The following is a 13,127-nucleotide window of genomic DNA, read 5'->3' as shown; positions in this document are numbered from 1 at the left end:
TACAAAAATAAAAAAAAGAACCCGAAGGTTCTCAATTTATTCCATAAACAACGCTTTTAATTCGGTTGCTTCGCTTGGTTTCATTTTTCCAGCTAAGACTAAACTTAGTTGTTTTCTTCTTAAAGCGGCTTCGTAACGTTGTTTTTCTAACTCGGTTTCTGGTTCAATTGGTGGAACTGGAATTGGTCTTCCCGTTTCATCAACCGCTACGAATGTATAGATAGCTTCATTAGCTTTATTTTTAATTCCTGATTCACGGTCTTCAATCCAAACATCAATAAAAATTTCCATAGAAGTGTTGAATGTTCTTGAAACTTTAGATTCAACGGTTACTACACTTCCTAATGGAATAGCTCTGTTAAACGCCACGTGATTCACCGATGCCGTTACACAAATTCTTCGTGAGTGTCTTCTTGCGGTGATACTTGCTGCTCTGTCCATACGAGCTAACAGTTCTCCACCAAATAAGTTGTTCAATGGATTGGTTTCGCCTGGTAATACTAAATCAGTTAGAGTAGTTACCGATTCTGAAGGAAATTTTGGTTGCATTGTTTTTTTTGCAAAGATAATGAGGAATATGAAAATAAAATGCATAAAAAAATCCCAAAACTGGGATTTCAATAATTTTTACGCAAAGTGTTAAAAATTTATTCTATCATTAACCAAGCTTCCGCATTGTGTGATTTTTGGATGTTTTTTCTTTCTGTTTGAGCGTCGTTTAAGTTTTTGAAGCTTCCATAAACCACAGGATATAAGTTGTGTTTGTTCATCGGAAGCATCTTAGCATTTTCAAAACCTGCTGCTTTTAATTCGTCAATAGCTTTGTTAGCATTTTCTTCACTTCGGTAAGCGCCAGCCACTAAATGATAAGGCATTTTTTCTTCAACCGGAGTTGCAACAGTCAATTCAACGGCTTCAACTGGAGCGCTAATTACGAAAGTAGCTTGTTGAATTTGTTGTTGTACTTTTTCTTGAACGTTTTTCTCAACTAACAGCCTTTGTTCTTCAAATTTTAGATCTGTATAGTTTTTATAACCAAAACCACCAGCACCCAACATCGTTACAAAAACAGCAGCATATTTTAAATACGAGTAATCTTTCTTTCTTTCAGGCGTAAAAATAATTGGTGCTTTTTCTTCTAAAGCTTCCACTTCTTGCTTTAAAACTTCTCTTGTAATTTCAGGAGAAACAAAAGGAGTTAATCCAAAAGAATCCGTTAAATAATTTACCGTATTAGCTGGTTCAAAAACCCAATTCATTTCATTGTTCACCGAAATTTCGCCAATGTTTTTCAACACTACGCGATTGCGGTTTTGCAACAAATACGTCCATTCGTTCACCACATCACCAATTTTGATTACGGCTAATTCGTAGGACATTTTTTCTTGTAATGCCACATGATTCGCCAATAAACCATCATTGTTTTTTACATTCGCATTAAACGAAACCACTTTTTTAGGTGGAAAAAACGAACTTGCGCTTCCAGTAACGTGAGCGGACACAGTTTCGGTTAAAAACGCACCAAAGCCAGGAACAGTAACGCACTGATAACGATATAATAAGTCGGATATGTGTTTTTCTATCTGCATAACAACAAAGTTAGATAATCAATAGTAATATCAAAATTTTATCAACAAAAATTATTAACAATTGCGATTTTTACTGTAAATAATTGTAAATAAGGTGTTTGTGATTTTTGTCATCCTGAGCTTGTCGAAGGGCTGCTGTCCGCTTTACACGGTGCCGCTCCCATCAGGGCTAGGGAGGTTTCCATTTTCTTTTTTGGATTATTGCTAAAAAGAACTATTTTTGTTGTTCAATTATACGCCAAATAAATTTTATACACGCCATGACACAGTCAGAATTGTACCACACGCTTGCGTTAATGCAAGTGGAAGGAGTAGGAGATGTAATCGCCAAAAAACTCATTCAACATTGCGGAAACGCTACAGAAGTCTTCGCTTCAAAAAAATCCCAACTTCAAAAAATTGACGGCATTGGTTCGGTTGTAATTAAAAATTTACAAGACAAATCGGTATTTGCAAAAGCGGAAGCTGAACTCCAATTCATTGCGCAAGAAAATATTTCCACCACTTATTTTCAAGATGAAAATTATCCCGAACGATTAAAACATTGCTACGACAGCCCTGTACTTTTATTTCAAGCGGGAAATATCGATTTACAGAATAGAAGAATTATTAGTATTGTCGGAACACGTCAAATTACGACGTATGGCATGGAATTTACTAAGAAATTAATAGAAGAGATTTCACCTTTAAATCCCATTATTGTTAGCGGTTTCGCTTATGGCGTAGATATTTACGCCCATCAAATAGCAATGGATTGTGGTTTACAAACTATTGGTGTTTTAGCTCACGGATTAAACCAAATTTATCCGAAAACCCACAAAAAGTACATGGCAAAAATGGAACAAAACGGTGGCTTTTTAACCGAATTTTGGAGCAGCAGTAATCCCGATAAAGAAAATTTCATCAAACGAAATCGCATTGTTGCTGGCATTAGCGAAGCTACCATCGTAATTGAAAGTGCAGAAAGAGGCGGTTCGTTAGTCACCGCTAATTTAGCCAACGATTACAACCGAGACGTTTTCGCAGTTCCAGGAAGAACGACAGATAAATACAGTCAAGGTTGCAATAATTTGATTAAAACACAACGTGCCAATTTACTCACATCCGCAGCAGATTTGGTGTATATTTTGAATTGGGAATTGCAACGCGAATCTCAAAAAGTAGTACAAAAACAATTGTTCGTTACCTTAGCCGATGAAGAACAAATCATTTACGATTACCTTCAAAAAACAGGAAAAGAAATGATGGACATCATCGCTTTAGAATGCGATTTTCCGATTTACAGAATTTCTTCCATTTTGTTGAACATGGAATTAAAAGGAGTGATTAGACCTTTGCCAGGTAAGATGTTTGAAATAATTTAATGTTTTCTTGTCAAGCTGAACTTGTTTCAGCTTCTCGATAATTTGAAATTAATAGATCCTGAAACGAGTTCAGGATGACAGAAGTTTAGTTTATAAAAAATAATATCAGATAGCTTGTCAAGCTGAACTCGTTTCAGCTTCTCTGAATTTAAAATACATAGATCCTGAAACAAGTTCAGGATGACAAAACAATAACAAAATAAAAATGGCGTATAGAACATTTCACAATTATTGGGTTTATATTCTCACTAATAAACCAAACGGAACACTTTATATTGGTGTAACTGGAGGATTAGATGATAGAATGGAACGGCATGTAAATGAAGAAGGAAGTAAATTTACTTCGAAATATAATCTGAAAATTTTAGTTTATTTTGAAGAATTTCAATTTATAAATGATGCAATAGCAAGAGAGAAACAACTAAAGAATTGGCATCGACAATGGAAAATTAATCTAATTGAAGCGTCTAATCCTAATTGGGAGAATCTTTGGAAACCATTAGATCCTGAAACGAGTTCAGGATGATAGCGATTAGTTTATATAAAACTATAACATTACGTTTGTCAAGCTGAACTCGTTTCAGCTTCTCATTGTTTAAAGGTTTATACCTATATTGAGATTCCGAAACAAGTTCGGAATGACAGAAGACGTTTAGAGATATTATTTGTCAAGCTTAACTTGTTTCAGCTTCTCTAAATTTTTGGCTTATTTTTTGATTGAAATTCCTAAATTTAGAACATGAAAAAAGCACTTAGCATCTTATCGATAGTTTTGTTTTTATTCTCTTGCACCGAGAAAGAAAAAACCTATGAAGAATTAGAAGCAGAAGTTTTGTGCGATGTGTTGCCGGAAATTGCAAAATATGAATTAAATCAAAGTCAAAACAATTTTCTTCCTCCACCTTTAGAAGTCGATAGTTTAAAATTTTCTAAAGAGAAGATTCAACAATTAAATAAGAAACGAGATGAGGATTGGATTAATTTTAAGTTAGAATTAAAACAAAACATCGAAACTGCAATCAAAAAAGCGGATGAATTTAAAAAATATAAGTATGCTGTTATTGATACTTTACTTTCAGTAAATAAACCATTTAATGAAGATTTTAAATACGAATATGATTCACTACCTGAACGTAAATTAACTAAAAATGAATTTGAAAAATCAAATATTGATGTTGTTTTAGTTTCTTACAAAGATACTTTTGAAGGAAGTGTCAGAAATAATGAACATCTTCCACTTTCTGGGTTGAGTAGAGTTTTAATACACAAAAATGGAAAAGCTTATTTCCAATGTAATAAAATGTATTATCACTATAACGTAATTTGTAATTTCTCTCAAAAGGAAAATAAATGGAAAATCGAAAAAATCATTAAAAAATAAAAAAACCTCAAAATTTAGACTTCTAAACTTTGAGGTTTTTTTATTTTTAAATTTGAGTTTAATTAATAACCCAACTTCTCTCTAACTCTTTTCAAAACACCATTCGCTACAGCACTTGCTTTTGCAGCTCCTTCAAGTAATAATTTATCTACTTCTTCTAAGTTGTTGATGTAGTAATTGTATTTTTCTCTTTCGGTTTTGAATTTCTCAACGATTAATTCAAATAAAGCTTGTTTCGCGTGACCGTAGCCGTAATTTCCAGCTAAATAATTGGCTTTCATTACTTCTGTTTGTTCTGGTGTTGCTAATAATTTGTATAAAGCAAAACAATTACAAGTATCTGGGTTTTTTGGATCTTCTAATGGTGTGCTATCGGTTTGAATTCCCATAATTTGTTTGCGAAGCGCTTTGTCGTCTACAAAAATATTGATGAAATTGTTTCTCGATTTACTCATTTTTTGTCCGTCGGTTCCTGGAATTAACATGGTATCTTCAGAAGTTTTTCCTTCTGGCAACACAAAGGTTTCGCCCATTTGATGATTAAATCTTGAGGCTACATCTCTTGTTATCTCAATGTGTTGCATTTGGTCTTTTCCAACGGGTACAATATTGGCATCATACAATAAAATATCGGCTGCCATTAGCATTGGATAGGTAAATAACCCGGCATTTACATCTTCTAATCTATCTGCTTTATCTTTGAAAGAATGTGCTAAGGTTAAACGCTGGAATGGAAAAAAACAACTCAAATACCAAGAAAGCTCAGCCGTTTGAGGTACATCAGATTGGCGATAAAAAACAATTTTGTTTGTATCTAAACCACAAGCTAGCCAAGCTGCAGCCGTACTATAGGTGTTTTGTCTTAATTCTGCTCCATTTTTGATTTGCGTAATCGAATGCAAATCGGCAATAAAAAGAAAAGACTCGTTATCAGGATTGTTTGCCATTTGAATAGCAGGAATAATTGCTCCTAATAAATTACCTAAGTGTGGTGTTCCTGTACTTTGAACTCCGGTTAAGATTTTTGCCATTGTTTTTGTTTTAACGCTATGCGTTGCTAAGTTGTTATTTAGAAATGCAAATGTAAAGTAAAAACAGAAAAGTAAAAAGAGATAGGTTTTATATAAATGATTACTTTTGGAAATCAAATAAACTTGCTAAATGAAATTTTTAAAATATCCGCTTACATTATTATATCGAATTTGGTTTTACATCTTGGTTTTAGTTCCAATCATTGTACTGTTTCCATTTATTTTGGCTACGATCTTAAGCGAGAAAACCTATCCATTATTTTTTAAAATTGCGAGGTTATGGTCTAAGATTATTTTAATTGGAATGGGTTTTAATTATTCTATTGAAGGTGATGAGGTTTTTGAAGATGGGAAAAGTTATATGTTAGTTGCCAATCATACTTCAATGACCGATATTATGATGATGTTGATTGCAGTTAAAAATCATCCATTTGTTTTTGTGGGAAAGAAAGAATTGGCTAAGATTCCGATTTTTGGATTTATTTATAAACGCGTTTGTATTTTGGTAGACAGATCAAATAGTAAAAGTCGTTATCAGGTTTTTGAGCGTGCTCAAAAAAGAATTCATCAAGGCTTGAGTATTTGTATTTTTCCAGAAGGTGGCGTTCCAGAGGAGCACATTGTGTTAGATGAATTTAAAGATGGTGCTTTCAGAATTGCCATTGAACATGGTTTGCCAATTGTTCCTATGGTGTTTTTCGATAACAAAAAACGTTTTTCTTATACTTTCTTCAGTGGAACTCCAGGAAAAATGCGCGCTAAAATTTATCCGATAATTGAAACGAAAGGCAAAACATTGGAAGACAGAAATGCATTGAAACAACAAGTAAGAGATATCATTTTACAACCGTTGCTTCAGGATTTAAAATAAAAAAGTCTAGACGCATCTAGACTTTCTCAGTTTCATTTTAACTAGAAATGAAACAACTTAACTATAAATTTAAGCTTAACCAACAAAGCTTAAAAACTAAAACTAATTCCGGTATACAAGCCTATAAAATAAGGCTTGAAGTTACCGGAATTCTCACTAAACGTATTGATCTGGTATTTAAACATAGGTTGGAAATTAGCATTAAAGCTTTTCCAGAACGAGTATTTAAAACCCAAACCGACATTACTACTAAAATGTATACTGTTTAAATTATTGGCTCTTCCTACTTCCATTTCGATACCATTTGCTAATAAAGAAATGTTATTTTGATTTAAAAATAAGGTACTCATTCCTCCAATCACTTCTATACCAAATTTCTTATCTAATAATTTGTAACTTAATTCTAAAGGAACTTCGATGTAACTAATATTTTGTTGTAATGCACCTACATTGTTCTCAATAATTACATTTTCAACATCACCCGATAATGTTTCTACATTACCAACTTTTGACGAAAACACCATATTTGATGCTTCTGGATTTCTTGATATTGTAGGGATGTTGTTTTCAACAGTATTTATTCGTGCATCAAAAAGAACATCATTGGTATTGTAGCTTATATTAATATTGTTAACACCTGTTTTTAAACTTAATTTATTGTTTATTGCATAGCTTCCAGCTATACCTAAACTTAAAGTTGTTGCATAATTTTTGCTATTCGAATCAAATTGTTGGTCAATTGAAGATCCTTGTGCTAAGGAGTTAAAATAAACAGGCGACGCGTTAGTGCTAATCGCCCATTTACTTCTTTTTTCTTCTTTTTCATCTTCATTTTTCCCAGCCTCTTTTTCTTTAAGCAATTCCTCTAGCAGATTTGTTTCTTTAGAAACTTCAGCCACTAGCGTACTATCTTGAGTAATGATTTCATTAGAAACAACAACATCTGAATTGTTTGTTTGTTTTATAATAGAATCATTATTAGTTATTGTTGTTGTGTTTGATGTTTTATTTTCAAAAAAAGCATCAATAGTTTCTTTATTGATAGCGTTTTTATCTTCTCTATTATTATCAACTACGTTATTATCATCAAATAGGTTTTCAAAATCAGAATTATTTTTATTTGACTTTGATTTTGATTTTCTTTTTGCTTTGTTTTTTTCTGTATTAGCAACTAAAGCTTTTTCAGAATTTGTTACAGATGATGATTGTTTTTTGAAATTGTTCTTTCCTTTTTTAAATCCTTTTTGATTTGAACTTGCATCAATATCGTTTTGTAATTTGCCATTTGAAACTAATCCGTTTCTTCTACTAGAATTGTTTTTAAGTTTCGATTTAACTAATTTTTCATCAATCGATTTTTCATTATATTGATTGATTGAGTTGTTAGATTTTTTATCTAAATTTTCTTCATTTGATTGTGAATCATAAACAATAGCTTCGTTGTTAGGTGAAGTAATGTTTGAATTATTTGAGTTTCCTTTAGAATCTTCAGTATTTACAATTGTGTTGTTAGAATTTGGCACCTCAGTTGTATTGCTTTCCCCTGAGAAATTCCAAATTAATGAACCGATTATAAATAATGAAGCGGCAATTCCAGAAAATGGGAACCAAATTGGCAAAATTCTTTTTTTCTTTTTCTTTTCATTTAAACGACTAGCAATAATATCCCAAGAATCTTGAGGCGGTAAGGCTTCAAAATCTTTGAATTTCTCTTGAAATAATCGTTCTATATTTTTATTGTCTTTCATTTACTTTTTTTTACCTCAAAACTATTATTGGATTCAATCTTATTTTTCAAAATAGCTTTTGCTCTAGCTAAATTTGACTTAGATGTTCCGATGTTGATTTCTAACATCTCTGCAATCTCTTTATGAGAGTATCCATCTAATACATATAAGTTAAAAACCAATCGATATCTATCTGGTAATTCCTGAATAATCTTAGTTAAAAATTCTAAACTGATGTTATCATCATCAATTTCAATTTCCTCATCATCAGCCATTTTCTCAGAAACAATTTCAAAAATATTTTGTTTTCTGTATTGCTGTAGTACATAGTTAATAACGATTCTTTTTGCCCAACCTTCAAACGAACCCGTTTTTTTGTATTGATTTATTTTTTCAAAAATGATTAAAAAACTTTCTTGTAAATTGTCTTGAGCTTCTTCGTAATTACGTGAATACTTCAAACACACAGAAAACAATTTTGGCGCTAGTAAACGATAAACTTGCTCTTGTGCTTTAGTATTGTTGTTACTACATTCATCTATAAGTTGCTCTATAATCAATTTACGATAAGTTAATTAACAGGAATGTCGTATTCTAAGAAAGTATTATTACCTTCAGAGTCCTCTCCAGTCCAAAATTTAAAAATATAATTTCCAGTACTTGTTACTTGAAAATTAAAAGTTTCTTCTACTAAAATATTTTCTACTGGCGCACAATTTCCTCTGTCTTCAAGCAAATTTTTGATTGCACAAATTCTCACGTTTAAATCTTTTTCATAATAAATTCCATACGGAGAGTGGCAATTTGATGGCCTATAATATCGCATCGTTATAGGATAAGTTTCTCCGAGTTCAAACTCAGTTGGTATGTCGACAGATTCAACAGGTAAAATATGAACCGAATAATCATTCCCTTCAGGTTCACAAGAATTAAATAAAAAAAGGATACTTACTAATAAAATTAATTTTTTCATTTTCATTGATTATTATACTTTGTAGATTAATTTTTTAAAAAAAGGTTGCGTTAAATTACAAAAAAAATCACGCTCAAGGCGTGATTTAATTTTTAAGCGTTATTTTCTTTAATCAGATCTTTAATTTTTTGTTCTAATTCATCCATTAATTCTGGGTTGTCTTTGATTAATGCTTTTACCGCATCTCTACCTTGACCCAATTTAGTTTCTCCATAACTAAACCAAGAACCACTTTTTTTGATGATTTCAAATTCTACGGCTAAGTCTAAAACTTCACCCACTTTTGAAATTCCTTCACCATACATGATGTCAAATTCTGCAGTTCTGAAAGGTGGTGCTACTTTATTTTTAACCACTTTTACTTTAGTTCTGTTACCTAAAACATTATCACCATCTTTAATCTGAGTCGATTTACGAATATCAATACGAACTGAAGCATAGAATTTTAATGCGTTACCTCCAGTTGTAGTTTCTGGACTTCCAAACATAACTCCAATTTTATCACGTAATTGGTTAATGAAGAAAACGGTACAGTTTGTTTTATGAATCGTTCCAGTTAATTTTCTCAATGCTTGTGACATCAAACGCGCGTGTAATCCCATTTTAGAATCACCCATGTCACCTTCAATTTCACTTTTTGGTGTTAAAGCAGCAACCGAGTCAATTACTACAATATCAACTGCTCCCGAACGGATTAAACTTTCTGCAATTTCTAATGCTTGTTCTCCATTATCAGGTTGAGAAATAATTAAGTTATCAATATCGATTCCTAATTTTTCTGCATAAAAACGATCAAATGCATGTTCCGCATCAATAAATGCTGCAATTCCTCCTGCCTTTTGAGCTTCTGCAATGGCGTGTAATGTTAACGTAGTTTTACCTGACGATTCTGGTCCGTAGATTTCAATGATTCTTCCTCTTGGGTAACCATTTACTCCAAGTGCCAAATCAATACCTAATGAACCTGAAGGAATAGACTCTACTTCTTCCACCGCGCTATCGCCCAGTTTCATTACAGTTCCTTTTCCGTACGTTTTGTCAAGTTTGTCTAATGTTAGTTGTAAGGCTTTTAATTTTGCTTCTTTGTCTGAACTCATAATATTTGGCTTTAAATTGATTACAATTCTTTTTTTGTAAAAATACAGCTTTTTTCAATTGTGCCAAAAATTGTTAATATGTTTTCCAATTCATTTAAAGATTTGATTTTTAATCAATTTTATTACCTTTGCCCTCGAGTTCTTCCATTTAGAACTCATAACATATTTCTCACTTAAACGTTTATAGCATGCAACTGTATAACACCTTAAGCGCAGAAGAAAGAGCTCAATTAATTGATGAGGCCGGAAAACAACGTCTTACATTATCTTTCTATGCGTATGCCAAAATTGAAGATCCCAAAAAATTTCGCGACGATTTATTTATCCAATGGAACAAACTCGATGCTCTTGGTCGAACGTATGTAGCCAAGGAAGGTATCAATGCTCAAATGTCTGTTCCAGCAGAAAACTTTGAAGCTTTTAGAGAAACGTTAGAAGAGTATGATTTCATGCATGGCATTCGTTTGAATGTGGCAGTAGAACATGATGATCATTCGTTTTTAAAATTAACAGTAAAAGTTCGAGATAAAATCGTAGCCGATGGTTTGAACGATGATACTTTTGATGTTACGAATATTGGCGTGCATTTAAAAGCCAAAGAATTCAATCAAATATTAGAAGATCCAAACACCATTGTAGTTGATTTTAGAAATCATTACGAAAGTGAAATCGGTCATTTTAAAGGTGCGATTACGCCGGATGTAGAAACTTTTAGAGAAAGTTTACCAATCATCAACGAACAATTAAAAGATTTCAAAGAGGATAAAAACCTAGTGATGTATTGCACCGGAGGAATTCGTTGTGAGAAAGCGTCTGCGTATTTTAAGCATCAAGGTTTTAAAAATGTATTCCAATTAGAAGGCGGAATTATCAATTATGCTAAGCAACTTAAAGAGGAAGGTTTAGAAAGTAAATTCATCGGAAAGAACTTTGTTTTTGATCATAGATTAGGGGAAAGAATTACCGACGATATCGTTTCGCAATGTCACCAATGTGGAAAACCTTGCGACAATCACACCAATTGTTTAAACGATGGTTGCCATTTATTATTCATTCAATGTGACGAATGTCAAGCAGCTATGGAAAATTGTTGTTCTACAGAATGTTTAGAAATTACACATTTACCATTAGCCGAACAAGTTAAACTACGTAGAGGAAAACAAGTAGGTAATAAAGTGTTCCGAAAAGGAAAATCGGATAATTTGAAATTCAAACATTCAGGAGAGCTTTCGGATATTACTTTAGCAAAAGCACAAGAAACAAAAGATATTCGTCAGAAAATAAAAGTAAAAAAAGTATTGCTTGGTAAAGCTGAACATTATTATGTAAAAGCACAAGTGGGACTTTTTGAAATAGAAAATCAAGAACTAAATATTGGCGATAAAATCTTAATTTCAGGACCTACGACTGGAAATCAAGAATTGGTTTTAGAAAAAATGTTGGTAAACGGAACTGAAAATTCAGTAGCTAAAGTTGGCGATAAAATAACTTTTGAAGTACCTTTCCGAGTAAGATTATCTGATAAATTATTTAAAATTATTGGCTAATGACAACTTCGGGAAGAATTGAATTAATGGCGCCTGCAGGAAATTTCGAATCCATGCAAGCGGCTTTAGATAATGGCTGCGATTCCATTTATTTTGGTGTCGAACAACTAAATATGCGTGCCCGTGCAACAGTAAATTTCGTTTTAGACGATTTGCCTGAGATTGCACGTCGTTGCAACGAAAAAAACGTTAGAACCTATCTAACTTTAAATACGATTATCTACGATCACGACTTATCGATTGTAAAAACACTTTTGACTAAAGCTAAAGAAGCAGGAATTACGGCTGTAATTGCATCCGACCAAGCGGTTATTATGACGGCTAGAACCATCGGAATCGAAGTTCATATTTCTACGCAATTGAATGTGACTAATATAGAAACGGTAAAATTCTACGCTATGTTTGCCGATACGATTGTATTGTCTCGCGAGTTGAGTTTGCGTCAAGTGAAAAAAATCACTGAGGACATCGAAAAAGAACAAGTTAAAGGGCCAAGTGGGAATTTAGTTGAAATTGAAATTTTTGGTCACGGCGCTTTGTGTATGGCGGTTTCCGGAAAATGTTATTTGAGTTTGCATTCGCACAATTCATCAGCAAATCGGGGTGCTTGCAAGCAAAATTGTCGTAAAAAATATACCGTTATTGACCAAGAATCTGGTTTTGAAATTGAAGTTGATAACGAATATTTAATGTCGCCAAAAGATTTGTGCACCTTAGATTTTCTTGATCAAGTAATCGATTCAGGAATAAAAGTTTTAAAAATTGAAGGTCGTGGACGTGCTGCAGATTATGTAGCAACGGTTATCAAAACCTATCGTGAAGCTATCGATTCGTATTACGAAGGAACGTTTACCAAAGAAAAAATCAACACTTGGATGGAAGCTTTGGCAACGGTTTACAATCGTGGTTTTTGGAGCGGTTATTATTTGGGACAAAAGTTAGGCGAATGGTCTGATAATCCCGGTTCCAATGCAACTCAGAAAAAAGTATACGTTGGAAAAGGAATGCATTATTTCCCAAAATCAAGCATAGCCGAATTTAAAATCGAAGCTTACGATATTAAAAAAGGCGATAAAATTTTAATTACTGGTCCGTCAACTGGAGCACAAGAATTAATTTTAGAAGATTTTTTTGTGAATGATGCCACTTCTGAAAAAGCAACCAAAGGAGATAGTTGTACATTAAAAGTGCCGTTCCGCATTCGTTTATCGGATAAAATGTATAAAATTGTAGAAAACTAATGGTTGTTGTTACCCTTCAAAGAGACAAATGCATTGGTTGCAATTATTGTGTAGAAATGGCGCCAGCCCAATTTCAAATGTCAAAAAAAGACGGAAAATCGGTTTTAATAAAATCAGTTGATGCCAAAGGTTTTCACACTTTAAAATCTGCAGACCACACCATTGTTGAAAATTGTGAATTAGCTGCAAAGGCTTGTCCCGTTCACATAATTACCGTGAAAGAAACATAATTTTTTGGTTTACAATACTATATAAAGACCTATTTCGTTTTATAATGAGATAGGTTTTTTGTTTTTGTGCAACTTC

General features: G+C 32.7%; 14 protein-coding genes. 7 read left to right on the top strand and 7 right to left on the bottom strand.

Annotated features, from left to right (window positions below; genetic code table 11):
- Window positions 1-36: 36 nt before the first annotated feature.
- Both AAEO58_RS02700 and AAEO58_RS02695 read right to left on the bottom strand, forming a co-directional pair.
- Window positions 37-549: an acyl-CoA thioesterase gene (locus tag AAEO58_RS02700; RefSeq protein ID WP_111566472.1), complete on the bottom strand. Its 513-nt coding sequence runs from the start codon at window positions 547-549 to the stop codon at window positions 37-39.
- A gap of 98 nt (window positions 550-647) precedes the next feature.
- Window positions 648-1,589, bottom strand: coding sequence for an HU domain-containing protein (locus AAEO58_RS02695; protein WP_341681725.1), 942 nt, complete (start codon window positions 1,587-1,589; stop codon window positions 648-650).
- 260 nt (window positions 1,590-1,849) lie between these two features.
- On the opposite strand from AAEO58_RS02695, the gene dprA reads away from it, so the two are divergent.
- From dprA to AAEO58_RS02680, 3 genes are all read left to right on the top strand, one after another.
- Entirely contained in the window at window positions 1,850-2,953 is a 1,104-nt protein-coding gene (dprA, locus tag AAEO58_RS02690; protein WP_341681723.1) for a DNA-processing protein DprA, read from the top strand.
- 205 nt (window positions 2,954-3,158) lie between these two features.
- On the top strand, window positions 3,159-3,479 hold the full coding sequence (locus AAEO58_RS02685) for a GIY-YIG nuclease family protein (protein WP_341681722.1): 321 nt from the start codon (window positions 3,159-3,161) through the stop codon (window positions 3,477-3,479).
- 213 nt (window positions 3,480-3,692) lie between these two features.
- Window positions 3,693-4,334, top strand: a complete 642-nt coding sequence (locus AAEO58_RS02680) for a hypothetical protein (RefSeq protein ID WP_341681720.1) — start codon at window positions 3,693-3,695, stop codon at window positions 4,332-4,334.
- 62 nt (window positions 4,335-4,396) lie between these two features.
- On the opposite strand, the gene trpS is transcribed toward AAEO58_RS02680, so the two are convergent.
- On the bottom strand, window positions 4,397-5,365 hold the full coding sequence (gene trpS / locus AAEO58_RS02675) for a tryptophan--tRNA ligase (RefSeq protein ID WP_341681718.1): 969 nt from the start codon (window positions 5,363-5,365) through the stop codon (window positions 4,397-4,399).
- Window positions 5,366-5,495: 130 nt separating this feature from the next.
- On the opposite strand from trpS, the gene AAEO58_RS02670 reads away from it, so the two are divergent.
- Window positions 5,496-6,236 (top strand): lysophospholipid acyltransferase family protein, encoded by a 741-nt coding sequence (locus AAEO58_RS02670; RefSeq protein WP_291137305.1) that lies wholly within the window; start codon window positions 5,496-5,498, stop codon window positions 6,234-6,236.
- An 89-nt stretch (window positions 6,237-6,325) separates the two neighbouring features.
- Here the strand turns inward: AAEO58_RS02670 and AAEO58_RS02665 are convergent, their stop codons facing one another.
- From AAEO58_RS02665 to recA, 4 genes are all read right to left on the bottom strand, one after another.
- Window positions 6,326-7,984, bottom strand: coding sequence for a hypothetical protein (locus AAEO58_RS02665; protein ID WP_341681715.1), 1,659 nt, complete (start codon window positions 7,982-7,984; stop codon window positions 6,326-6,328).
- Window positions 7,981-8,523, bottom strand: a complete 543-nt coding sequence (locus tag AAEO58_RS02660) for an RNA polymerase sigma factor (RefSeq protein WP_341681713.1) — start codon at window positions 8,521-8,523, stop codon at window positions 7,981-7,983. Before AAEO58_RS02660 ends, AAEO58_RS02665 begins: the two co-directional genes overlap by 4 nt.
- Before the next feature lie 11 nt (window positions 8,524-8,534).
- A complete protein-coding gene (locus AAEO58_RS02655) occupies window positions 8,535-8,936 on the bottom strand; it encodes a hypothetical protein (RefSeq protein ID WP_341681711.1) in 402 nt (133 codons plus the stop codon).
- Window positions 8,937-9,028: 92 nt separating this feature from the next.
- On the bottom strand, window positions 9,029-10,033 hold the full coding sequence (gene recA / locus AAEO58_RS02650) for a recombinase RecA (RefSeq protein ID WP_133608986.1): 1,005 nt from the start codon (window positions 10,031-10,033) through the stop codon (window positions 9,029-9,031).
- A gap of 188 nt (window positions 10,034-10,221) precedes the next feature.
- Between recA and trhO the strand changes: the two genes are divergently transcribed.
- From trhO to AAEO58_RS02635, 3 genes are read left to right on the top strand one after another with little or no spacing between them, the layout of a single operon-like run.
- Complete coding sequence (gene trhO, locus AAEO58_RS02645; RefSeq protein ID WP_341681709.1) at window positions 10,222-11,580, top strand: oxygen-dependent tRNA uridine(34) hydroxylase TrhO; 1,359 nt, start codon at window positions 10,222-10,224, stop codon at window positions 11,578-11,580.
- Complete coding sequence (locus tag AAEO58_RS02640; protein WP_133608982.1) at window positions 11,580-12,821, top strand: peptidase U32 family protein; 1,242 nt, start codon at window positions 11,580-11,582, stop codon at window positions 12,819-12,821. Before trhO ends, AAEO58_RS02640 begins: the two co-directional genes overlap by 1 nt.
- The gene (locus AAEO58_RS02635; RefSeq protein WP_026725596.1) at window positions 12,821-13,051 is read left to right on the top strand and encodes a ferredoxin; all 231 of its coding nucleotides are present in this window, start codon (window positions 12,821-12,823) and stop codon (window positions 13,049-13,051) included. Before AAEO58_RS02640 ends, AAEO58_RS02635 begins: the two co-directional genes overlap by 1 nt.
- Window positions 13,052-13,127: the final 76 nt, after the last annotated feature.

Origin of the sequence: Flavobacterium helocola (genome assembly GCF_038289885.1) — a bacterium.
Classification (GTDB): Bacteria; Bacteroidota; Bacteroidia; order Flavobacteriales; family Flavobacteriaceae; genus Flavobacterium; species Flavobacterium cheniae.
The sequence above is the reverse complement of the archived record's forward strand: the minus strand, read 5'-3'. Positions and strand labels throughout refer to the sequence as shown.

Excerpts from the sequence above, each read along its gene's own strand:
- AAEO58_RS02700 (WP_111566472.1), bottom strand. The coding sequence starts at position 549 with ATGCAACCAAAATTTCCTTCAGAATCGGTAACTACTCTAACTGATTTA.
- AAEO58_RS02695 (WP_341681725.1), bottom strand. The coding sequence starts at position 1,589 with ATGCAGATAGAAAAACACATATCCGACTTATTATATCGTTATCAGTGC.
- dprA (WP_341681723.1), top strand. The coding sequence starts at position 1,850 with ATGACACAGTCAGAATTGTACCACACGCTTGCGTTAATGCAAGTGGAA.
- AAEO58_RS02685 (WP_341681722.1), top strand. The coding sequence starts at position 3,159 with ATGGCGTATAGAACATTTCACAATTATTGGGTTTATATTCTCACTAAT.
- AAEO58_RS02680 (WP_341681720.1), top strand. The coding sequence starts at position 3,693 with ATGAAAAAAGCACTTAGCATCTTATCGATAGTTTTGTTTTTATTCTCT.
- trpS (WP_341681718.1), bottom strand. The coding sequence starts at position 5,365 with ATGGCAAAAATCTTAACCGGAGTTCAAAGTACAGGAACACCACACTTA.
- AAEO58_RS02670 (WP_291137305.1), top strand. The coding sequence starts at position 5,496 with ATGAAATTTTTAAAATATCCGCTTACATTATTATATCGAATTTGGTTT.
- AAEO58_RS02665 (WP_341681715.1), bottom strand. The coding sequence starts at position 7,984 with ATGAAAGACAATAAAAATATAGAACGATTATTTCAAGAGAAATTCAAA.
- AAEO58_RS02655 (WP_341681711.1), bottom strand. The coding sequence starts at position 8,936 with ATGAAAAAATTAATTTTATTAGTAAGTATCCTTTTTTTATTTAATTCT.
- recA (WP_133608986.1), bottom strand. The coding sequence starts at position 10,033 with ATGAGTTCAGACAAAGAAGCAAAATTAAAAGCCTTACAACTAACATTA.
- trhO (WP_341681709.1), top strand. The coding sequence starts at position 10,222 with ATGCAACTGTATAACACCTTAAGCGCAGAAGAAAGAGCTCAATTAATT.
- AAEO58_RS02640 (WP_133608982.1), top strand. The coding sequence starts at position 11,580 with ATGACAACTTCGGGAAGAATTGAATTAATGGCGCCTGCAGGAAATTTC.
- AAEO58_RS02635 (WP_026725596.1), top strand. The coding sequence starts at position 12,821 with ATGGTTGTTGTTACCCTTCAAAGAGACAAATGCATTGGTTGCAATTAT.